Annotated in this window: 18 protein-coding genes; 3 read left to right on the top strand and 15 right to left on the bottom strand. The window is 71.4% G+C overall.

The annotated features are described in order from the left end of the window. Positions 1–31: 31 nt before the first annotated feature. From ftsH to dacB, 6 genes are all read right to left on the bottom strand, one after another. Positions 32–2095, bottom strand: coding sequence for an ATP-dependent zinc metalloprotease FtsH (ftsH, locus tag EUA06_RS12845; protein ID WP_129476247.1), 2064 nt, complete (start codon positions 2093–2095; stop codon positions 32–34). A 103-nt stretch (positions 2096–2198) separates the two neighbouring features. Beyond that, positions 2199–2750 (bottom strand): hypoxanthine phosphoribosyltransferase, encoded by a 552-nt coding sequence (gene hpt / locus EUA06_RS12840; protein WP_129476244.1) that lies wholly within the window; start codon positions 2748–2750, stop codon positions 2199–2201. 138 nt (positions 2751–2888) lie between these two features. Further along, positions 2889–3824 (bottom strand): DUF559 domain-containing protein, encoded by a 936-nt coding sequence (locus tag EUA06_RS12835; protein WP_129476242.1) that lies wholly within the window; start codon positions 3822–3824, stop codon positions 2889–2891. Positions 3825–4010: 186 nt separating this feature from the next. Next, a complete protein-coding gene (tilS, locus tag EUA06_RS12830; protein ID WP_129476239.1) occupies positions 4011–4985 on the bottom strand; it encodes a tRNA lysidine(34) synthetase TilS in 975 nt (324 codons plus the stop codon). Next, complete coding sequence (locus EUA06_RS12825) at positions 4982–5998, bottom strand: zinc-dependent metalloprotease (RefSeq protein WP_340640792.1); 1017 nt, start codon at positions 5996–5998, stop codon at positions 4982–4984. Before EUA06_RS12825 ends, tilS begins: the two co-directional genes overlap by 4 nt. 9 nt (positions 5999–6007) lie before the next feature. Beyond that, complete coding sequence (gene dacB, locus EUA06_RS12820) at positions 6008–7483, bottom strand: D-alanyl-D-alanine carboxypeptidase/D-alanyl-D-alanine endopeptidase (protein ID WP_165354381.1); 1476 nt, start codon at positions 7481–7483, stop codon at positions 6008–6010. Between the two features lie 69 nt (positions 7484–7552). Between dacB and EUA06_RS12815 the strand changes: the two genes are divergently transcribed. Next, positions 7553–8137: an inorganic diphosphatase gene (locus tag EUA06_RS12815; protein WP_479724674.1), complete on the top strand. Its 585-nt coding sequence runs from the start codon at positions 7553–7555 to the stop codon at positions 8135–8137. 94 nt (positions 8138–8231) lie between these two features. On the opposite strand, the gene lon is transcribed toward EUA06_RS12815, so the two are convergent. From lon to EUA06_RS12785, 6 genes are all read right to left on the bottom strand, one after another. Next, positions 8232–10580: an endopeptidase La gene (gene lon / locus EUA06_RS12810; protein WP_129476234.1), complete on the bottom strand. Its 2349-nt coding sequence runs from the start codon at positions 10578–10580 to the stop codon at positions 8232–8234. A 144-nt stretch (positions 10581–10724) separates the two neighbouring features. After that, entirely contained in the window at positions 10725–11597 is an 873-nt protein-coding gene (locus EUA06_RS12805) for an RNA polymerase sigma-70 factor (protein WP_129476231.1), read from the bottom strand. Continuing rightward, entirely contained in the window at positions 11594–12175 is a 582-nt protein-coding gene (locus EUA06_RS12800; protein WP_129476229.1) for a carboxymuconolactone decarboxylase family protein, read from the bottom strand. Before EUA06_RS12800 ends, EUA06_RS12805 begins: the two co-directional genes overlap by 4 nt. A 42-nt stretch (positions 12176–12217) precedes the next feature. After that, positions 12218–12796, bottom strand: a complete 579-nt coding sequence (locus tag EUA06_RS12795; protein ID WP_129476226.1) for an alpha/beta hydrolase — start codon at positions 12794–12796, stop codon at positions 12218–12220. Further along, positions 12793–13464, bottom strand: a complete 672-nt coding sequence (locus tag EUA06_RS12790; protein ID WP_129476223.1) for a class I SAM-dependent methyltransferase — start codon at positions 13462–13464, stop codon at positions 12793–12795. The genes EUA06_RS12795 and EUA06_RS12790 overlap by 4 nt, the downstream gene beginning before the upstream one ends. Further along, entirely contained in the window at positions 13461–15536 is a 2076-nt protein-coding gene (locus tag EUA06_RS12785; RefSeq protein WP_242498129.1) for an acyl-CoA dehydrogenase family protein, read from the bottom strand. Before EUA06_RS12785 ends, EUA06_RS12790 begins: the two co-directional genes overlap by 4 nt. 36 nt (positions 15537–15572) lie before the next feature. Between EUA06_RS12785 and EUA06_RS12780 the strand changes: the two genes are divergently transcribed. Then, positions 15573–16454 (top strand): sulfotransferase domain-containing protein, encoded by an 882-nt coding sequence (locus tag EUA06_RS12780; protein WP_129476220.1) that lies wholly within the window; start codon positions 15573–15575, stop codon positions 16452–16454. 95 nt (positions 16455–16549) lie between these two features. On the opposite strand, the gene EUA06_RS12775 is transcribed toward EUA06_RS12780, so the two are convergent. Next, complete coding sequence (locus EUA06_RS12775; protein WP_129476218.1) at positions 16550–18025, bottom strand: C40 family peptidase; 1476 nt, start codon at positions 18023–18025, stop codon at positions 16550–16552. A gap of 325 nt (positions 18026–18350) precedes the next feature. Between EUA06_RS12775 and EUA06_RS12770 the strand changes: the two genes are divergently transcribed. Further along, the gene (locus EUA06_RS12770; RefSeq protein ID WP_129476216.1) at positions 18351–19307 is read left to right on the top strand and encodes a type IV toxin-antitoxin system AbiEi family antitoxin domain-containing protein; all 957 of its coding nucleotides are present in this window, start codon (positions 18351–18353) and stop codon (positions 19305–19307) included. A 99-nt stretch (positions 19308–19406) separates the two neighbouring features. Here the strand turns inward: EUA06_RS12770 and EUA06_RS12765 are convergent, their stop codons facing one another. Together EUA06_RS12765 and EUA06_RS12760 are read right to left on the bottom strand one after the other, a co-directional pair. Further along, positions 19407–20453, bottom strand: a complete 1047-nt coding sequence (locus tag EUA06_RS12765) for a phosphatase PAP2 family protein (protein ID WP_242498128.1) — start codon at positions 20451–20453, stop codon at positions 19407–19409. A 21-nt stretch (positions 20454–20474) separates the two neighbouring features. After that, entirely contained in the window at positions 20475–21476 is a 1002-nt protein-coding gene (locus tag EUA06_RS12760; RefSeq protein ID WP_129476213.1) for an ABC transporter ATP-binding protein, read from the bottom strand. Position 21477: the final 1 nt, after the last annotated feature.

The following is a 21477-nucleotide window of genomic DNA, read 5'->3' as shown; positions in this document are numbered from 1 at the left end:
ACCGGACGCTCCGGCACGGTGATCGGGTCGGTCACGGGGAGTCCGGGGACGGAGGCGTCGGGGTGTCGGGGTGCACATCCGGCGCGCCGTGGACGTCGCCACCGGCACCCGGCGGAGTCAGGATGACACCGCTGCGGGTCTCCTCCTCCTGGGCGGCCGCGCCGGCGGTCACGCGGTCGCGGATCTCCTGCGGGATGTCGACCGGCGGGATCGTCGAGCCGACCCGGTCGGGCGAGCCGGTCCACGACGGACGGGCCGGGCTCATCCGCAGCGCCTCGAAGATCTCGGCGATCTCGGCCTTGTCGAGCGTCTCCTTGTCGAGGAGCTCGAGCACGAGCGCGTCGAGCACGTCGCGGTTGCGGTCGAGGATCTCGAACGCCTCCTGGTGGGCGTGGCCGAGCAGCGCCTTGATCTCGCCGTCGACCGCGGCGGCGGTCTCCTCGGAGTAGTTGCGCGTGTGGCCCATGTCGCGGCCCAGGAACGGCTCGGAGTTGCTGTCGCCGAGCTTGACGGCGCCGAGGCGCTCGGTCATGCCGTACTGCGTCACCATCGCGCGCGCCAGGTTGGTCGCCTTCTCGATGTCGTTGCCGGCACCGGAGGTGACGTCGTGGAAGATCAGCGCCTCCGCGGCCATCCCGCCGAGCATGTAGGCGAGGTTGTCGAGCATCTCGCTACGCGTCTGGGAGTACTTGTCGCGGTCGGGCAGCACCATCGTGTAGCCCAGCGCGCGACCACGCGGCAGGATCGTGACCTTGTGCACCGGGTCGGTGCCGGGCAGCGCCGCGGCGACCAGCGCGTGGCCGCCCTCGTGGTAGGCGGTGATGAGCTTCTCGCGCTCGCTCATCAGGCGCGTACGCCGCTGCGGACCGGCGATGACGCGGTCGATCGCCTCGTCGAGGGTCTCGTCGGTGATCAGCTTCTGGTTGCCGCGGGCCGTGAGGAGCGCGGCCTCGTTGAGCACGTTGGCCAGGTCGGCACCGGTGAAGCCGGGCGTGCGCCGGGCGATGCTCAGCAGGTCGATGTCCTGGGCGATCGGCTTGCCGCGCGAGTGCACCTTGAGGATCTGGTGGCGACCGTTGAGGTCGGGGGCGTCGACCTGCACCTGGCGGTCGAAGCGGCCCGGCCGCAGCAGCGCGGGGTCGAGCACGTCGGGACGGTTGGTGGCCGCGATGAGGATGACGCCACCGCGGACGTCGAAGCCGTCCATCTCGACGAGCAGCTGGTTGAGCGTCTGCTCGCGCTCGTCGTGCCCGCCGCCCATGCCGGCCCCGCGGTGGCGGCCGACGGCGTCGATCTCGTCGATGAAGACAATGGCCGGAGGGTTCTCCTTGGCCTGCTCGAACAGGTCGCGCACGCGGGACGCACCAACACCGACGAACATCTCGACGAAGTCGGAGCCGGAGATCGAGTAGAACGGGACGCCCGCCTCACCCGCGACCGCGCGGGCGAGCAGCGTCTTGCCGGTGCCGGGCGGGCCGTAGAGCAGGACGCCCTTGGGGATCTTCGCGCCGACGGCCTGGAACTTGGCCGGGTCGGTGAGGAACTCCTTGATCTCGCCGAGCTCCTCGATCGCCTCCTCGCAGCCGGCGACGTCGCTGAACGTCGTCTTCGGCATGTCCTTGGTGATCAGCTTGGCCTTGGACTTGCCGAACTGCATGACGCCGCGGCCGCCACCGCCCTGGGCCTGGTTCATCAGGAAGATGAACAGCAGGATGATCAGCGCGAAGGGCAGGAGCGTCGCCAGCAGCGACCCGATGAAGCTGGGGCTCGGGGTCTCCGACTTGTAGGACTCGATGGTGCCCGCGTCGACCTGCTCCTGGACGGAGGCCACGAGGGTCTCCTCCTGGCCGGCGACGTAGGACGCGACGACCTTGTTGCCGTCGTCCCGGACCCCGTCGTCGAGCTCGGCACGCGCCTCGAAGTCGACGCCGTTGATCTCGATCTTCTTCACGTCGCCGTCGGCGATGTACTTCGAGAGGGTCGAGGTGTTGACCTCGTCGTAGCCGTCACTGGGAGCGAACAGCTGGATCGCCAGCAGCACCGCGAAGGCGGAGAGGACGATCCACAGCCAGGGACCCTTGAATATGCGCTTCACAGGTAACTTTCACCGGTTCGGAGTTGGTGGGGCGACGCTACAGGCCGCGCGGACCCACATTCTTTCAGGAGGGGTGAAGCGGCGGGGGCCTCTTCGGGTTTCCTCAGGAGTAGACGTGGGGGGCGAGGGTGCCGATGTCGCGCAGGTTGCGGTAGCGCTCGCGGTAGTCCAGGCCGTAGCCGACGACGAACTCGTTGGGGATGTCCCAGCCGACGTACTTCGGCTCGACGGGCATCGACAGCGCCTCGGGCTTGCGCAGCAGGGTCGCGATCTCGACGCTGGCGGGGTTGCGGCTCGAGAGGTTGTTGACCAGCCAGCTGAGCGTCAGGCCGGTGTCGATGATCTCGTCGACGATCAGCACGTCGCGCCCGCTGATGTCGGTGTCGAGGTCCTTGAGGATCCGCACGACACCGCTCGACTTCGTGCCCGAGCCGTAGGAGCTGACCGCCATCCAGTCCATCTCGAGGTGGACCGGCATCGCCCGCGCCAGGTCGGCCATCACCATCACCGCACCGCGCAGCACGCCCACGACGAGCAGGTCGCGGCCCTCGTAGTCCTCGGTGATCTGGAGCGCCATCTCGCCCAGCCGCTGCTGGATCTGCGCCTCGGTGAAGAGGATGTTGACCAGGTCGTGCTCCACGTGGGACGAGTCCATGGGCTGCAGCCTAGGGCTCGGTCCGGGAGTCGTCCGCCCCGCCTCGATGGATTTCCACTCGTACGCGTGGGAGTTCATCCGTCGACCGGTGGCCTCACGCTCGCGGGCGGATGAACTTCCACTCGTACGGGTGGACCTTCAGGCAGCGAGCCTGCCGGGGAAGTGTGGACGCCAGTCCTCGCTCGGCCAGTCGGGCAGGCCCTCGAGACCGCGGGCGCGCAGCAGGTGGAAGATGCGTCGGACCGTGCGCGCGGGATCGGTGTATATGCCGGAGGCGACCACGACGAGGATCCGCCACCCCTCGTCGTCGATCTCCTCGCGGCGATCGAGGTCGGCCTCCCACTGCTCGACGCGCTCGACGTGGTGGCGCCCGTCGTACTCGACGATCACGCGAACATCGGGCCAGCTGAGGTCGAAGCGGCGGACGACCTCCCCGTCGACGTCACGGACCGTCGCATTCACGACGGGCTCGGGCAGCCCCGCGAGCACGATCAGCATCCGCAGCCGCGACTCCATCGGCGAGTCGACCCCGGCCCGGACGTGGAGCGCCGCCTTCCGAGCCAGCCGCGCGGTCGGCCCTGTCGCTCGCATCGCCACCCGGCGCAGGTCCTTCAGCCGCACGCCCTGGCGTCGGACCATCCAGTCGCCGGCTACGACGAGCTCCACCAGCGAGAGCTCCTCGGCCAGCTCGACGAACAGGTCCACCAGGACGGACACCCGCACCCCGTCGCGTACGACCGTCGCGGCGTCGGCCCGATGGTGCGTCGTGACGCCGGTGCGCCGGAGCCGGTGCCCTTCGTCGGGGACCGTGACGTGCTCGCCCGGCCGCGTCTGCACCGGCACCCGCCAGACGCGGGCCGCCGAGGCATGACTGGCGTGGGCACTGTCGAAGTAGCAGGCAAGCGCGGCCTTGACGCGGAGCACGGCCGAGTCGGGCACGTCGGCATCGACGATGATCCCGTGGAGCAGACGTCGGAAGGCGGGCGAGTCGACCGTGGCTCGCGGCAGCCCAGCCTGCAGGGCTCGGAACCGAGGGAACGGCTCGCGTGGGTTGAACGGACGTCGGTGGTGCACCAGCTCAGGGTGCCGGGCGCGGGGCCTCGACGTCGTACGTCATCCACAGGCTGCGCGCACGCTCCCAGTCAGCCGCCGATGGAGTTCCACTCTCACGAGTGGAAGTTCATCGGGTGGGTCGTCCTTGCACGCTCGGGCCGAGATGGAGTTCCACTCCTACGAGTGGAAATCCATCGGGCCGGACCCTCAGGAGCCCTCGATCACCAGCAGGCCGTCGCGGCGCAGGGCACGGACATGGCCGGGCAGGTCGACCCACTGCTGGCCGCGCCAGGCGACGACGAGGCGGTCGACCTCCAGCACGTGGCGGCGGGTCAGCTCGGCGGGGGGTACGCCGGCGCCGAGGGCGGCCGCGTGGATCGCCCGGTGGCGCAGCGCGGGGGGCTGGGCGGCGAGGACCTCGACGTCGAGGCCTTCGGGCCGACGAGCGGCGTCGAGCGCTGCCGTGGCGAGCTCGTTGAGCAGGGCGGTGTCGTCGCGGAGCTGGTCGGCCGTGCGGGCGAGCGCCTCGGCGATCCCCGGCCCGAGCTCGTCCTCGAGGACCGGCAGCACCCGGCGGCGTACGCGCACGCGGGTGTAGCCGGGGTCGTCGTTGTGCGGGTCGTCCCATGCCTCGAGGCCCTCGACCTGGCAGGCGGTCACGGTGTCGTCACGGCGTACGCCGAGCAGCGGGCGCGCGAAGACGCCGAAGGCGGGGCGCATCCCCTGGAGCGACCTCCCGCCCGAGCCGCGGGTGAGGCCGAGCAGCACCGTCTCGGCCTGGTCGTCGAGCGTGTGCCCGAGCAGCACGAGGCGGGCGGAGAGCCGGTCGGCCACCTCCTCCAGGACGGCGTACCTCGCCTCCCGGGCGGCGGCCTCGGGGCCGAGGCCCGAGGAGCCGTCGACCTGCACGCGGGCGGTCAGCGTCTCGTCGACGCCGATCGTCGCGAGCTGGGTCACGACGCGGTCGGCCTGCCCCGCGGACCCGGGCTGGAGGGCGTGGTCGACCGTGACACCGACGACCCGCAGGCCGAGCTTGTGGCCCTCGAAGACCGCTGCCGAGGCGAGCGCCAGCGAGTCGGCGCCGCCGCTGCACGCCACCGCCACGACATCACCGGGGTCGAGCGCGGACAGGGTGGCGCGGACCGGCACCCGGACCGCGGCGACGGACGGGTGGAGCGTCACAGGACGCGGGTGATCCAGGCGTCGGGGTCGGTGATCTCGGCCTTCGACGGGAGTGTCTCGGGCCCGCTCCAGACGGCGTTGAAGTCGTCCATGCCGACCTTGTCGACGACGTGGCGGACGAAGACGGCCCCGTCGCGGTACTGCGCCATCTTGGCGTCGAGGCCGAGCAGGCGACGCAGCAGCTTGTCGAGGGTGCCGACGCCCTGGCGACGCTGGTTGAACTTCTTGCGGATCTGCGCGACCGACGGGATGACGGTCGGTCCGACGCCGTCCATCACGACGTCGGCGTGACCCTCGAGCAGCGACATCACGCCGGTGACCCGGTCGAGGATCTCCTTCTGCTCCGGCGACGAGACCATGTCGAGGACGCTGCCGTCCCCGCTGCGGATCGCCTCCGCGCCGCGGCGCAGGCCGTCGACGAGGGCGCTGGGCTCGATCGTGCCGGCGACCTCGTTCATCTGGGCGAGCAGGTGCTCGCCGAGCCAGGGGTTCGCAGTGAACTGGACGCGGTGCGTCTCCTCGTGGAGGCAGACCCACAGCCGGAAGTCGGTCGGGTCGGCGCCGATCTCGCGCTCGGTGTGGACGATGTTGGGGGCGACGAGGAGCAGGCGGCCGCTCGGGTCGTGGAACGGGTCGAACTGGCCCAGCACCTTGGTGCCGAGGAAGCCCAGCATCAGGCCGACCTCGGCGCCGGTCACCCGCGAGCCGATCGCGCTCGCGACAGGGCCGGGCTCACCCTTCTTCTCGACGAGCTTGTCGACGATCGGCGCGAGGATCTTCGAGAAGCCGTCGGCGTTGGCCTGGATCCAGCCGCCGCGGTCGACGACGAGGACCGGAGCGGTGCCGGACTCGGTGCGCAGGCCGGTGAACTCCTGGACGAGCGGGGTCGAGCGGTCGGCTCCCTCGCGGAGCTCGGCGACGGCGGCGAGGGCCTCGTCGCCCGCCACCACCGGGCCCGGTCCGGCCAGCCTGGACCCGACGGTCACCGCGAAGTCCCAGTCGACCATGTTCATGTGGCGACCCTAGCCAGTGGGCTGTGAGCAGCGGCAGGCCGCGAGGGCCGCGGCGGCGCGGTCGAGCGCCTGCTGGGCGTCGAGCTTCTTCGCGTCCGGCGACTTGTCGGCGCCGAAGACGAAGGCCATCGGCTCGCCGTCGCGGCCGACCGCGATCCCGGCGAGTGCGTGCACGCCGGTCAGGGTGCCGGTCTTGGCGCGCACCAGCCCGCGCGCGACGGGCGGCCCCTCGGCGAACCGGTAGGTCAGCGAGCCCGTGAACCCCGCGACCGGCAGGCCGGTGACGATGTTGCGCATCGCCTCGCCGTCCGGGCCGGCGGCGCGCTGCAGCAGGGCGAGCAGCGTGGCGGTCGAGACCCGGTTGCGCCGCGACAGGCCGGAGCCGTCGTACACCTCGTCGCCGGTCACGTCGATCCCCATGCCGCCCAGGGTCTGGAGGACCGCCTCGGCGCCGCCCTCGAACGACCCCTCCCCCGAGACCGCGAGCCCGACCTGGTGGGCGATGACCTCGGAGCCCTCGTTGTCGCTGACGTCGAGGATCCGCTCGGCGATCTGCGACAGGGGCGCGCTCTCGACGGAGGCCAGCTCCTCGGTCCCGGAGGGTACGACGACCCGCTGCGGCTCGCCGACCACCTTCAGGCCGGCGGCGCCCAGGGCCGACGCGAGGACCTGGGCGGCGGCGAGGGACGGGTCGTCGGACCGGGACAGCCGGTCGGGCGCGATCCCGCTGTCGACCATCAGCGCCGTGATCGGGCTGGCGATGTCGTCGGGGACGTAGTCGCGGCGCCAGGCCGGGTTGTCGGTCGGCCCGGTGAAGAGGCTGTCGTCGAAGCTGACCTTCACCCTGCCCCGGCCGCCGAGGGCCTTGGCGGCCGTGAGGGCGAGGGTCGTCACGTCGGCACGGGCGGGGTACGTCGACTCGGCCTCCGCGAGGGCGACCGGCTGGCTCGCCAGCTGGGGATCGCCGCCGCCGACGAGCACGACCTCGCGCGGCGCCTCCCCGCGGACGACCCGGGTCGTGAACGTGTGGTCGGGGCCGAGGGTGGCGAGGGCGGCGCCGAGGGTCAGCAGCTTCGTCGTCGAGGCCGGCAGGTAGCGGCCGTCGCCGGTCGTCCACACGGGTGATCCCGGCGTCAGCGAGCTCACCGCGCCGACCACGTGCTTCCCGAGGTCGGGATCGGTCAGGTCGGGGGTGACGGCGGCGGCCACCTTGTCGGGCGCGATGTCCGCGCCCTGCACCATTGGAGCAGCGTCGTCGACGGCCGGGTCCCACTCGGGCAGGTCGAGGCCTGCCGGAGGAAGCACCGCCTCGGGCTCGGTCACGGGGTCGGCGGCGAGCCACGGGAGGTAGCGCTGGCCCCACTCGAAGCGGTACGCCCCGACGCCGGCGCCGAGGATGGCGAGGACGAGGACGACGGGAAGCCAGCGGCTCGCGAGGTGGCGTACCTCACGTCCCCTCTTTTCGGACCGTCTCGCTTCGCGCATCGGGGCCATTGTGCGCGACACTGCCCCCAGCAGGACGTGTCGGGCCCACCGCCGGACACGACTCATCCGATGTGGAGCCGGCCCGATGGCGTGCCGGAGAGTGTGGAGGAAGACGTGCTGACGTTCGACGTGCTGGTGGAGATCCCCAAGGGTGAGCGCAACAAGTACGAGGTCGACCACGAGACCGGGCGGATCCGCCTCGACCGCATGCTCTTCACCTCGACGGCCTACCCGGCCGACTACGGCTTCATCGAGAACACCCTCGGCCAGGACGGCGACCCGCTCGACGCGCTGGTGATCCTCCAGCAGCCGACGTTCCCCGGCTGCCTCATCGAGTGCCGCGCGATCGGCATGTTCCGGATGACCGACGAGGCCGGCGGCGACGACAAGGTCCTCTGCGTGCCGAGCCACGACCCGCGCCTCGAGCACCTCCGCGACATCAACCACGTCTCGAAGTACGACCGGCTCGAGATCCAGCACTTCTTCGAGGTCTACAAGGACCTCGAGCCCGGCAAGTCCGTCGAGGGCGCCGACTGGGTCGGCCGCGTCGAGGCCGAGGCCGAGGTGCACGCCTCGTTCGAGCGGTTCAAGACCGAGGGCCACGGCAACGACCTCGACAACATCGCCGACGAGAGCCTCGGCGAGGACGCCTGACCTCCCAGCCTCTCCCCCTGTAACGCCGGGTTGGTGCTTGTACCCACCCCCTTCCTCGGGGGTGGGCACAGAAACCAACCCGGCGTTACAGCGTTCAGGCCGCTGCCGCGGTCGTGCTGCTCGCCGCCGGCTCGAGGGCCTCGGCGAGGATGTCGGTCACGCGGCCGACGGGGCGGACGTCGAGCTCCCCGAGCAGCTCGGCCGGTACGTCGTCCAGGTCCGGACGGTTGCGCTCCGGGACGAACACCGTGGTCAGCCCGGCGCGCTGGGCGGCCAGCAGCTTCTGCTTGAGCCCGCCGATCGGCAGCACCCGGCCGGAGAGCGACACCTCGCCCGTCATGCCGACGTCCGAGCGCACCGGGCGACCGGTGAGCAGGGAGACGAGGGCGGTCACCATCGTGACCCCGGCGGACGGGCCGTCCTTGGGGACGGCACCGGCCGGGAAGTGGACGTGGATCGACTGCTCGAACGCTGACGGCTCGATCCCGAGGTCCGCGGCGTGCGCCCGCACCCACGACAGCGCGATGGAGGCCGACTCCTTCATCACGTCACCGAGCTGGCCCGTCACGGTGAGGCCCGCAGTGCCTTCGGCCACCGACGTCTCGACATACAGCACGTCCCCGCCGAGCCCGGTCACGGCGAGGCCGGTGGCGACCCCGGGCACGTCGGTGCGCTCGTGGCTGTCGGGCGTGAAGCGCGGCCGGCCGACCAGGTCGACGAGGCCGGCCCGGTCGATCTCGATCCGCTCGACCTGGCCTGTCGCGAGCCGCGTCGCGGCCTTGCGGAACGCCTTGGCCAGCAACCGCTCCATCTGGCGTACGCCGGCCTCGCGGGTGTAGTTGGCGGCGATCTCGCCGAGCGCGTCGTCGGAGATGGTCACCTCCTCGGCCGTGAGGGCCGCCCGCTCGAGCTGGCGCGGGACCAGGAAGTCGCGCGCGATGGCGACCTTGTCGTCCTCGGTGTAGCCGTCGATGGTGACCAGCTCCATGCGGTCCAGCAGGGCCGACGGGATCTGCTCGACGACGTTGGCGGTCGCGATGAACAACACGTCCGACAGGTCGAGGTCGAGCTCGAGGTAGTGGTCGCGGAAGGTGTGGTTCTGCGCCGGGTCGAGCACCTCGAGCAGCGCCGCAGCAGGGTCGCCGCGGTGGTCGGCACCGACCTTGTCGACCTCGTCGAGGAGGACGACCGGGTTCATCGAGCCCGCCTCCTTGATGGCCCGCACGATGCGGCCGGGGAGCGCACCGACGTAGGTCCGACGGTGACCGCGGACCTCCGCCTCGTCACGTACGCCGCCGAGGGCGACCCGGACGAACGTCCGGCCCAGCGTCCGGGCGACGGACTCGCCGAGCGAGGTCTTGCCGACGCCGGGAGGACCGGCGAGCAGGATCACCGCGCCGGAGCCGCGACCGCCGACCACCTCGAGGCCGCGCTCGGCGCGGCGGGCGCGCACCGCGAGGTACTCGGTGATGCGGTCCTTGACCTCGTCGAGTCCGTGGTGGTCGGCGTCGAGCACCGCGCGGGCGGCGGCCACGTCGTGGGAGTCCTCGGTGCGCTCGTTCCACGGCAGCTCCAGGACGGTGTCGAGCCACGTGCGGATCCAGCCGGACTCGGGGTTCTGGTCGCTGGATCGCTCGAGCTTGTCGACCTCGCGCAGCGCCGCGTCGCGGACCGCGTCGGGGAGGTCCGCGGACTCCACGCGGGCGCGGTAGTCGTCGGACCCATCGGGCTCTCCCTCGCCGAGCTCCTTGCGGATCGCGGCGAGCTGCTGGCGGAGGAGGAACTCACGCTGGCTCTTCTCGAGGCCCTCCCGGACGTCCTGGCCGATCTTGTCGTTGACCTCGTCCTCGGTGTCGTACGCGCGCGTCCACTCCAGGAGCAGGCGCAGCCGGTCGCCCACATCGGGGGTCTCGAGCACCTGTCGCTTCTGGTCCTCGGAGAGGTACGGCGCATAGCCGGAGGTGTCGGCGAGCGCGCCGGGGTCGGCGATGCGGCGTACGTTCTCGATGACCTGCCACGCCTCCCGGCGCTCCAGGATCGAGACCACGAGCGTGCGGTAGTCCTCCGCGAGGTCGCGGAGCTCGTCCGTCACGTCCGTGTCGGCGACCGGCTCGGCCTCCACCCACAGGGCAGCACCGGGACCGGTCACGCCGGCGCCGATGGCGACCCGACGCTCGGCCCGCAGGACGGCAGCGGGCTTGCCACCGGCGAAGCGGCCGACCCGGTCGACGACCGCGACGACGCCGTGGGTGGCGTAGCGGTCCTCGAGCCGCGGTGCGACGAGCACCCGGGTGGGCTCGTCGCCGGGGTCGGCGTCGTGCGCGAGGCGGGCCGCGTCGATCGCCGCGCGGGCGGAGTCGTCGAGCTCGATGGGCACGACCATGCCGGGAAGCACGACCGTGTCGTGGAGGAACACCACCGGGAGCGAGAGGTTCTGCGTCATGTCCGGCACAACGCGCAGGAACCGGAGACGTGTTCCGGTTCGGGGTTCGCCCACCGCGAACGCCGGCCACCGGCCCCTGTAACGCCGGGTTACTGCTTGTACCCACTGGGATATATCCGGGTGGGTACAGCACCTAACCCGGCGTTACAGCGTGCGGCGGAGGTCGACGGGGGCGATGACGGCGCCGAGCTTGTCGGGGTTGCGGACGAGGTAGAGGCGGGTCACGAGGCCGTCCTCGACGAGCATCGTGCCGACGCCGTCGCGCTGCCCGCCGACGACGAACTGGATCGCCGGCGACCCGTTGAGCCAGACCGGCTGGAGCTCGAGCGCGTCCGGCGCGACCGCGGTGAGGAAGCGGAAGACCTTGTCGCGGCCGTGGATCGGGTTGAGCGCCGCCTGCACCCTGCCCCCGCCGTCGGTCATCAGCACCACGTCCGGTGCGAGCACGTCCATCAGCGACTGCAGATCGCCACCCTCGGTGGCCGAGCGGAACTTCTCGATCACGGCGTCGCGCTCGCGTGCGGTCACGGACGTGCGCGGGCGGCGCTCGGCCACGTGCGTGCGGGCGCGGCTGGCGATCTGCCGCACGGCCGGCTCGGACTTCTCGACGGCCTGCGCGATCTCGGCGTACGACACGTCGAAGACCTCGCGCAGGACGAAGACCGCCCGCTCGGTGGGCGGCAGCGTCTCCAGGACCAGCAGCATCGCGGTCGAGACGCTGTCGGCCAGCGCGACGTCGTCGGCGACGTCGGCAGAGGTGAGCAGCGGCTCGGGGAGCCAGGGGCCGACGTAGTCCTCGCGGCGCCGCGCGTTGCCGCGCAGCTTGTTGAGGGCCAGCCGGGTGGTGATCCGTACGAGGTAGGCCCGCGGGTCGAGGACGTCGTCGCGGTCGCTGTCGGCCCACCGCAGCCAGACCTCCTGCACCACGTCCTCGGCGTCGGTCGCGGAGCCGAGCATCTCGTAGGCCACCGTGAAGAGCAGGCTGCGGTGCGCCGAGAAGGGGTCGGTCTCGCTCACCTGCTGATCGTCCCAGCCTCCGCCAGCGGCAGCTCGCACACCTCGCTGTAACCCTGGCTGGCCAGTCCCATCGCGGAGTTGAAGCGCGAGCGCTCGTTCTCGATCGCCACCATCATCGTCAGCTCGACGACGGCGGCGTGGCCGAGCCGCTCGTCGAGGGCGGCCACCATCTCGTCGGTGACGGTCGGCGGGGTCGCGGTCATCGCCTCGGCGTACGCCATCACGTCGCGCTCGAGGTCGGTGAAGACCTCCGACTCTCGCCAGCGCGGCACCTCGCGGACCTTGGCCTCGTCGAGGCCCTTGGTGTGCGCCATGAAGTAGCCGAAGTCCAGGCACCACGAGCAGCCGATGACGCCGGCGCTCGCCATCTCGGCGTACGCCTTGAGGTGCGGGTCGAGCGCCGACCACTTCGCGACCTTCTGCTCGAAGCCGAAGACGGCCTTGGCGACGGGCAGGTTGTGCCACAGCACGTAGGCGTTGTCGGGGACCTCACCCCACATGCGCCGCGCGACGCGGGTCATCACCGCGCCGTAGACGCCGTCGAGTCGGGCCTTCGGGATCCGGAACTGGCTGGGCATGTCTCCTCCTGGGTGGTCGGTGACATGGAGACACCGGCCGCCTCAGATCTGTGACAGGAACGCCTCGACGGCCCGCGCGACCTCGAGGTGGATCTCGGCGGTGCGGACCGCGTCGTCGGTGCCCATGCTGTGGTCGGCGTCGGCGATCTCGAGCACGTCGCACCCGTTGTCGGAGAGCTCGCGGGCGATCGCGGAGTCCCACAGCTCGTCGACCAGGCCGCCGACGAGCAGCTGGCGACCGGCGTTGGCGGCGATGCCCTCGGCCAGCACCGGGTCGACCAGGAGGGGGGTCAGCCAGATCGCGTCGAGCCCGCGCTCGGCGGCGTACGACGCGGCGCGGGTGCCCAGCGACTTGCCGACGACCAGCACGTGGTCTGCCTCCTCCTCGGCGTGCGCTGCCTCGACGTGACGGCGTACCCACTGCTCGGGCTCCTCGTCCTCGCCGCGGGTCGTGGAGTCCCACCACAGCTGCTGGACGGTGAAGCCGTGCTGGAGCAGCGCCCGGCGGGAGAACTCCAGCAAGGGTGCGGCGGGTGAGTACGCGCGGCCCGGGGCGACCAGCGCCACACCGCGGCTCTCCCCCGTCGGTTCCCACCGCGTGGGAAGTCCCCCGAAGGTCATCGTGTGTCCCCTTTCGTGGCCCGGAAGTAGCCCAGCGCCCCGTGGAGCTGGAGGTCCACCGTGTCGCACCCGGCGGCGCGCAGCCACCGGATTGCCTCGTGGGAAGTGCACATCGGTCCGAGGATGCCGGCGCGGGTGCCCGCACGGCGCAGCGGCTCGTAGCGCGCGCCGGTGTCGGTGAGGATCGAGCTCCCGGTGATCGCGCCGCCGTCCTTCAGGACGCGGACCATCTCGCCGATCGCCAGGCGAGGGTCGGGGAAGCAGTGCAGGCCGGTGAAGGACACGACGAGGTCGAAGGTCCCGTCGTCGCAGGGGAGGCGACCGACGTCGGCGACGGCGGTGCGGACCTGGTCGGCGACCCCTCGCCGCGCGGCAGTCGCCAGCGCGCGGCCGAGCATGGTCGGTGAGATGTCCGCGAGCACCACGTCGAGGCCCTGCCCGGGTAGTACGCCGCGCAGCGCGACGCCCGACCCGGTCGGCACGTCCAGCACCCTCGCGCCGGCGGGGAGGGTGCCGAGCTCGGCGGCGGCCTCGTCGATCAGCCGCAGGTCGCTGCCCGTGCCGACGCGCCACGCGGGACGCCCGACCTCGGGGTGCTCGACGAGCCAGGGGTAGACGTAGGACCACAGCGGGTCCTCGTTCCAGCCGCCCAGCCCGGGCAACCTCATGCCGGCCCGGTCTCCGTCCAGGTCAGCAGCTCGGGGCTGCGCAGCATCTCCTCCGGCACGCCGAAGGCGTTGACGAGGTCGACGGCCAGCGGCCGGACCTTGCGGCACAGCGAGCCCACCTCGCGGCTGATCGCCTTCGAGCGTGCGCTGGAGAGCCGGCCGTGCTCCATGAACCAGGCGCGGTCGGCCTCGATCGTGCTGAGCGCGTGGAGGTCGCAGAGCAGGTTGACGGCGACCTTGAGGTCGCCGTCGGGGAGCGCAGCTGCCTTGGCGACGAAGGCCTCCAGCACCAGCCGCTCGGCGTGCGCGCGAGCAGCGGCGATGACGTGGTCCTGCACGCGCGAGAAGACCGCACCCGGGTTCATGCCCTGGTCGATGCCCCGCTTCAGGCGCCGGGCGACGCCGCCGATCATGTGCTCCTCGCGGAAGCGCAGCATCGCCAGCTGGTAGTTGGGGTCGAGCAGGCCGGCCTCCTGGTCCCACGTGTCGCCGCCGGGCAGCAGGTCGCGCACCGACTGGACGAGCTTGTGCACCGACGTGCGCTCGACGACGGTCTCGACCGCGAGCCCCGCCACGAAGCGCGCCATGCCGAGCTGGTCCATGTCCTCGAACTCGCCGGCGTAGTCGGTGAGCAGGCCCTTGGCGACCAGCTGCAGCAGCACGTGGTTGTCGCCCTCGAAGGTGGTGAAGACGTCGGTGTCGGCCTTGAGCGCGGTGAAGCGGTTCTCGCTGATGTAGCCCGCGCCGCCGCACGCCTCGCGGCACTCCTGGATGGTCCGCGTCGCGTGCCAGGTGCCGAGCGCCTTGGTCGCCGCGGCCCGCGACTCGAGCATCCGGCGGCCGTGCTCGTCTCCACCCTCCTCCGTCGGACCGGGGCCGGAGAAGACGTCGTGCAGCTGGCCGGCGACGACCTCCTGCGCGAAGTGGAGGGCGTACGTCCTCGCGATGAGCGGCAGGAGACGGCGCTGGTGCATGCCGTAGTCGAGGAGCACCTGCTCCTCGTCGGGCGAGGTCGCCTCGAACTGGCGGCGGCGCACGGCATAGCGGGTCGCGATGGTCAGTGCGACCTTCGCGGCATTGATGCCGGCGCCGCCGACGCAGACCCGGCCCTGCACGAGGGTGCCGAGCATCGTGAAGAAGCGCTTGTTGGGGTTGTCGATCGGCGACAGGTAGCGACCCTCGGGCGTCACCTCGGCGAACTGGTTGAGCAGCGCGGTGCGCGGCACCCGCACGCCGTCGAACCAGATGCGGCCGTTGTCGACGCCGTTGAGGCCCATCTTGGGTCCGCAGTCCTCGATGCGTACGCCGTCGACGACCCGCCCGCCCTCGCGGATCGGGACGACGAAGGCGTGCACGCCGTGACGCTCGCCGTCGACCTCGAGCTGGGCGAACACCGCGGCGAGCTCGGCGTGCGCTGCCGCGTTGCCGATGTAGTCCTTGCGGCTCGCGTCGTCCGGAGTCGTGATGACGAACTCCTCGGTCGCGGTGTCGTACGCCGCCACGGTGCCGAGCGCCTGCACGTTGGAGCCGTGGCCGCTCTCCGTCATCGCGAAGCAGCCCATCGTGCGGCCGCTCACCAGGTCGGCGAGGTACGCGTCGTGGTGCACCTTCGTGCCGAGCTGGAGGATCGCGCCGCCGAAGAGGCCGAACTGCACGCCGACCTTGACGAGCACCGACAGGTCGCCCATGGCGAGGGTCTCGAAGGCGGCGATGGACGCGCCGATGTCCCCGCCCCCGCCGTACTCCTCGGGGAAGCCCATGCCGGTCTGGCCGGTCTCGGCCATCATCACCACGACGTCCTTGACCCGCTCGCGGAAGTCGGCGGTCGACATCTCCTCCTCGTCGAGGAGGATCTGCGCGTGCTCGGCGAGGTTGTCGCGCACGAGGTCGCGGACCTCGGCGTAGCGGCCGTCGAGGAGCGTGCGCAGTGCTGCGACGTCGACCTCGGGCTGGCGGTAGCCCTTGTTCGTCACGTGGGCCGCGTCGTCACCCGTGACCGCGGTCTCCGCGGACTTCTCCGGCACGGGCGTCGGCATCTCGTCGGTGATGGGGGGAACCTGGTCGGTGGCCATGCATCCAAAAGTAGCCCTGCCGGTAGGTTCGCGGCGATGAACGTGTCCGAGGCCACCCCGGCGGGCGAGAGCCTGGGGAGCATGGCGTACAACTACGCGGTCGTCGGCGTGCAGAAGGGTGGCACGTCGACGCTGGCGGTGACGCTCAACCAGCACCGGCTGGTGTGCCAGCCGCCCGACAAGGAGCGCCACTACTTCGACGACGAGGACGTCGACTGGTCGGCGCCGAACTATGCCCGCGACTACAGCGCACCCCGTCGCGCACCGATCCACAGGCTCGTCGGCGACGCGTCACCGACCTATCTCTACTGGCCGCACGCGCTCGAGCGGATGCACGCCTACGACTCGGGGATGCCGCTGGTTGCGGTCTTCCGCGACCCGCTCGAGCGGCTCTTCTCGCACTGGGTGATGCTGCGCTCGCGCAACCTGGCGTGGCCGGACTGGCCGGACTTCCTGACCGAGTGGCCGCACACCTCGCTGCCGGACGAGGTGCCCGACCCCGACGTCGTACGCACCATGCGGTGGCGGCACATGACCGGGCTCGCCCGAGGCTTCTACGGCGAGCAGCTGCAGCGCGGCTTCGAGCTGTTCGGCCGCCAGCAGTGGCTCCTGATCGAGATGCGCGCGATGCTGGCCGACTTCCCCGCGACGGTCGACCGCACCACCGACTTCCTCGAGCTGCCGCGGTTCGAGACGGTGCCGCCGTTGCGGAACTGGCACGCCGGGGCCGAGCAGGTGCCGGGCACCGCGCCGACCGCGGACGACGTGGCCCGGATCGCCGAGGTCTACGCCCGCGACCTGGCGCTCTTCGAGGAGCTGTCCGACATCGACACGTCCGCCTGGCCGACCCGGCTCGTCCTCGACGGCGACCTCGACCCCGGCGAGCTCGCCGCGAGGTTCGCCCGCAAGGTCAGGTGACCCGCTGCTCTGGAGTCACCGGATGTCCGGTGACCGCCATGGTTGTCAGCCCAGATCTCGGCTGACAACCATGGGACTGGGGTGCGAAGCGGGCCTCAGGGGCGCGCGAAGAAGTTGGGTGTGCGCCAGTAGTACATGGACTCCTGGCCGACGTCCCGCCCGGTGCGGGGGGCGTGGATGATCTGGCCGTCGCCGATGTAGAGGGCGACGTGGTAGATGGATGACGGGCTGCTCGACGAGCCCCAGAACACCAGGTCACCGGGCGCCAGCTGGGCGGCGGTGATCCTCGTCGACTGGGTGTACTGCGCGACGGAATAGTGGGGAAGCGTCGTGCCGCCGCTGGCCCAGGCCGCCGCGGTCAGGCCGCTGCAGTCCCACGCGTCGGGGCCGGCGGCGCCGTAGCGGTAGGGCTTGCCGATCTGCGACTGGGCGAAGGCGATGGCCGCCCCCGCGTCCCCGGTCGTGGGGACCGGCGTCGGGGTCGGGACGGGCGTCGGGGTCGGGACGGGGGTCGGCGTCGGCGTCGGCGTGCTGGTCGGCGTTGCGGTGGGGGTCGCGGTGGGGGTGCTCGTGGGTGTCGGCGCCTGGGTGGGGGTCTTCGTCGGGGTCGGCTTGGGTGTCGGGGTCGGCTTGGGTGTCGGGGTCGGCTTGGGTGTCGGCGTCTGCTGGGCCTGTTGCTGTGCTTGCTGCTGGGCGAGCAGCTGCGCCGCCGCCAGTGCTGCCGCCTCCGCCTCTGCCTGCGCCTGGGCCTCCGCCTCGGCCTGGGCGGCGGCCGCCGCGGCCTCGGCCGCTGCCTGCTCGAGCGCGCTCTGGCGCTTCTCCGCGAGGCGGACGCTGATGCCCTCCAGCTCGGCCAGCTCGGCGATCAGGTCGGCCTTGTCGGCCGCGATCGCCTCGGCCTGCGAGCCGGCGTCGGCCTGGGCCTGCGCGGCGGCGTCCCTGGCCTCCTCGGCCTCGGCCTCGGCCTGGCTCGCCCGCTCCATGGCCCGGCCGGCGGCCGCGGCGGTGACGTCCGCGACGGCGGAGGCGGCGGTGAAGGAGTCGTACTGCTGGTCGAGGACCTGCGAGGTGTTGCCGACGGTGATGCTGCGGTCGATGAGCGCGGCGATGCCGTCGGACTCGACCACCGCGGCGAGGCCCTGGATCTGCGAGGCCTCCTCGTAGGAGCGGACGACCGTGGCGGCGTAGAGGTCGCGCTGCGTCGCGACGTCGGCGCGGGCGGCGTCTGCGGCCCCCTGGGCCTCGCCGGCCGCCTGCCGTGCCTCGTCGGCACGCCACCGGGCGCCGTTCCACGCCTCGGCCGCCTGGGCGGCGGTGTCGCCGGCACCGTCGAGGGCGAGGTTCGCGCGGATCAGGTCGGCCTGCACCGCGGCGACGTCTCGCCCCTTGTCGGCCGCGTCCTGCTCCGCTGCCGCGACGTCGGCCTCGGTGGGCACCCGGTCGTCGTCGCCGTCCGCGAACGCCGCGCCGTTGCCCAGCGCGAGCCCGGCGACCAGCACGACCGCGGTCGCCCAGCGCGACGTCGTACGACGTGGCGCGGCAGCGCGGTCCAGCGGTGGAGCGACGGGCACGGGGGTTCCCCTCACGGGTCTCGGTAGACCGTGCGACTTCCCCATCGCACGGGCAACTCGAGGCACGCTAGTGAACTTTCGTCACACGGGGAACACTTTTCCCAGATTCTTCACCTTGCACCGGCGTGTCGGCTTGCAAACTACAACAATGTAGTTCTCGGTGCCTGGGGCTTTGAGTCACCGGATGTCCGGTGACCGCGATGGTTGTCGGCCTAGATCTGGGTAGCAAAGCGAGCATCTCAACCGCAAAGCTCGCACGACCAGAGTTGTCCACAGGCACGCGATTGCCATGACTACGGCGCCGGCGAGCGGGCAGGGGCTCGGCATGACCGAGTCACAGGTGGATCTCGAGGGTCTCGTGCGGCTTCGCCGCGACCTCCTCGCGAGCGGCATGACGGACCCACAGATCGATCGGCTGGTGCGCGCGAAGGTCCTGAAGCGCATTCGGTACGGCGCCTACGTCCAGTACGACCTCTGGGAGCAGTTGTCTCCCGAGGACCGACACCGGCTTCTCGCTCGTGCCGTGAGAGCACGGGCGCACAGTGCTACCGCTCTGACCCACGTGTCGTCGCTCATCGAGCGCGGCATCTCGCTGTGGGGCTTCCCGCTGGACGTCGTCCACACGACTCGTACCGGTGGCGACCATCGCGCCGGGCGGCGCCAGAAGGACTGGGTACCTCATCGCAGCATCCTGGAAGCCGAGGATCGCGAGGAACTCAACGGCGTGGTGGTCAGCACCGCGCCGCGGTCGGCCTTCGAGCTGACCACCTTGGGTGGCGTCGAACGCGCGCTGGTGGCAGTCAACCGCCTGCTGCACGCGAAGGCGATGACGATGATCGAGTTCAAGGAGCAGGCCGACGCGCATCGCGACTGGCCAGGGAGCCTGACCACCAACCTCGTGGTCCACCTCGCCGATGCACGACTGGAATCCGTCGGCGAGGACCGCTTCAGCTATCTCGTGTTCAAGCAAGGGTTGGTGCGGCCCGAGCCGCAGTTCGAGATCTTCGACGAGCTCGGAACGCTCGTCGCGCGTGTGGACTTCGCATGGCCCGAGCTGGGCGTGTTCGTCGAGTTCGACGGCAAGGTCAAGTACGAGCGCTACCGGCGCGACGGGGAGACGCTCGATGACTTCCTGATGAGGGAGAAGGCGCGCGAGGAGCTTGTCTGCCAGCTCACCGGCTGGACGTGCGTACGCATCACGTGGGCCGACCTTGCGCGGCCAGAGCTGGTCGCCAGCCGCATCCGGAAGGTGATGGCAGCACGCAAGAGCGGCGTTGCGTGACGACGTTTGCACCCGAGTCTCGTGGTTGTCAGCCCAGATCTCGGCTGACAACCATGGCGGTCACCGGACATCCGGTGACTCCAGAACAGGTGCAGCGCCTCAGTCGGCGTCGACGGGGACCTGGGACGTGGTCGACGTCGGGTGCGACGCGAGCCCGTGCCGATCGAACTTCTGCCCGCTCGCGAGCCCGCCGAGCCAGAAGGAGAAGAGGGCGATGACGACGCCTGCGAGGTCGTCGGCGATGTAGTGCCAGCCGAAGTAGAGGGTCGCGACGACGGTGATCGCGAAGTTCGCCCAGAAGACGATGTGGAGGATCCGGTTCTGCAGCGTGTACTGCACCATCAGCGCCACCAGCAGCGTGATCGCGACGTGCAGGGACGCGAAGCCGGCCACGGACTGCACCGAGCCCTCGAGGCCGCGCCGCAGCACGCCGTCGCGTCCGTAGGACAGGGCTTCCATCAGCGCAGTGGAGCCGGTCGGCGCGAGGTCGGTGTAGAGGTAGCTGTACTGGAAGCCGGGACCGAGGGTCGGCAACGCGTAGTAGGACGCGGTGCCGATGCTCCAGGCCAGGCACTGCGAGGTGGCGAACCAGTAGCCGAAGGTGATGTTGCGCGACCACACCAGCCAGGCGGCGAGCGCCAGCGGCACCAGCGGCAGGAACCAGAGGTAGATCGTCGACAGGAAGTGCGCGGAGACCCCGGTGCCGAAGATGGTGTGGAGGATCGTGGCCGGCTCGTGGCCGAACATCAGCGCCCGGTCGACGAGGTGCAGCTCCCGGTCGTACTTGTCCTCGCCCATGATGAAGGGGAGGAACGACTTGAGGTTCCGGTAGCAGACGTAGGTGATGTAGAACGACACCAGCCCGAGCACCACGAGGGTGATCCGCTCGCGGTCCCAGTGGGTGCGGATCCGCTCGCGCGCGATGTCCGGCATCAGCGCCGGCTTGAAGCGCGAGCCCCACAGGGCGCGCGGCAGCAGGTCGAGCAGGAAGGCGCCGAGCACGAGCAGCGGCAGCCTCAGCCACGCCGGGCCGAGGAAGCCCTCGGGGTCCACGAGCGGCCGGTCGAGCGCGAACGACGCCGTCAGCGCCAGCACGCCCATGGTGGCGGCGACGCCGACGAGCAGGGCATAGGCCGGACGGTGCACGGGGGTCAGTCTAGGGAGGGGTCAAGAGCCCGGCGTGATCGGAAGGACCGCGAGCCTGGTCACATCGACGCGGAGCCCGGCCTCGTCGCCCGGCGAGACCCGGCTGCCCAGCGGCGCCACCGCGTCGACCGTGCCGATGCCGTCCACGTCGACCACGAGCCGCACCTGCTCCGGCGTGACCCGGGCCTGCTCGACGCGGGCGCGCAGCGGACCGTCGGCGTCGGCGACCAGTGCGGAGCGGCGCAGGGCGACGGCGTACGACGACCGCAGACCCGCCGCGGCCAGCACCCGGGCGGCTGACTCGTCCCGCAGCACGCGGGCATAACCGAGGAAGAGGGCGGTCTCCTCGTCGACCGGCTCGCGCCAGACCTCGTCGATCGCGCCGTTCTGCACGACGCGGCCCGACTGCATCACGGCGAGCCGGTCGGCGAGCGCGAACGCCTCCTCGTGGTCGTGCGTCACCAGCAGGGCCGTCGTCCCGGCCGCGTGGAGGATGGAGCGCAGGTCGCCGGCCAGCCGTTCGCGCAGCGTCGCGTCGAGCGCGGACAGGGGTTCGTCCAGCAGGATGAGCCGCGGCTCGACCGCGAGCGCCCGCGCCAGCGCGACCCGCTGGCGCTCGCCCCCGGAGAGGGTGCCGGGGAGGCGCTCGTCGTAGCCGCTCAGGCCCACCAGGTCGAGCAGCTCGCGCACACGGGTGGCGACCCGCGCGGACGGCGTACGACGGAGGCGGAGCGCGTAGGCGACGTTGCGGGCGACGGTCAGGTGGGCGAAGAGCTGGCCGTCCTGGAACATCAGCGCGAAGCCACGCTTGTGGGTGGGGGTGCCGGCGAGGTCGGTGCCGTCCCACGAGATCGAGCCGGCCGCAAGCGGCTCGAGGCCGGCGACGGCGCGCAGCAGGGTGGACTTCCCGCAGCCCGAGGGCCCGAGGACGGCGAGCACCTGGCCGGTGGCGAGCTCGAGGGACACGTCGTCCACCGCTGCGGTGTCGCCGTAGCGGACGGTCACGTCGTCGAGGGTCAGCACG

Origin of the sequence: Nocardioides glacieisoli (genome assembly GCF_004137245.1) — a bacterium.
Taxonomy (GTDB): Bacteria; Actinomycetota; Actinomycetes; order Propionibacteriales; family Nocardioidaceae; genus Nocardioides; species Nocardioides glacieisoli.
Note: the sequence above shows the minus strand (reverse complement) of the source record. Positions and strands in the feature narration are given on the sequence as shown.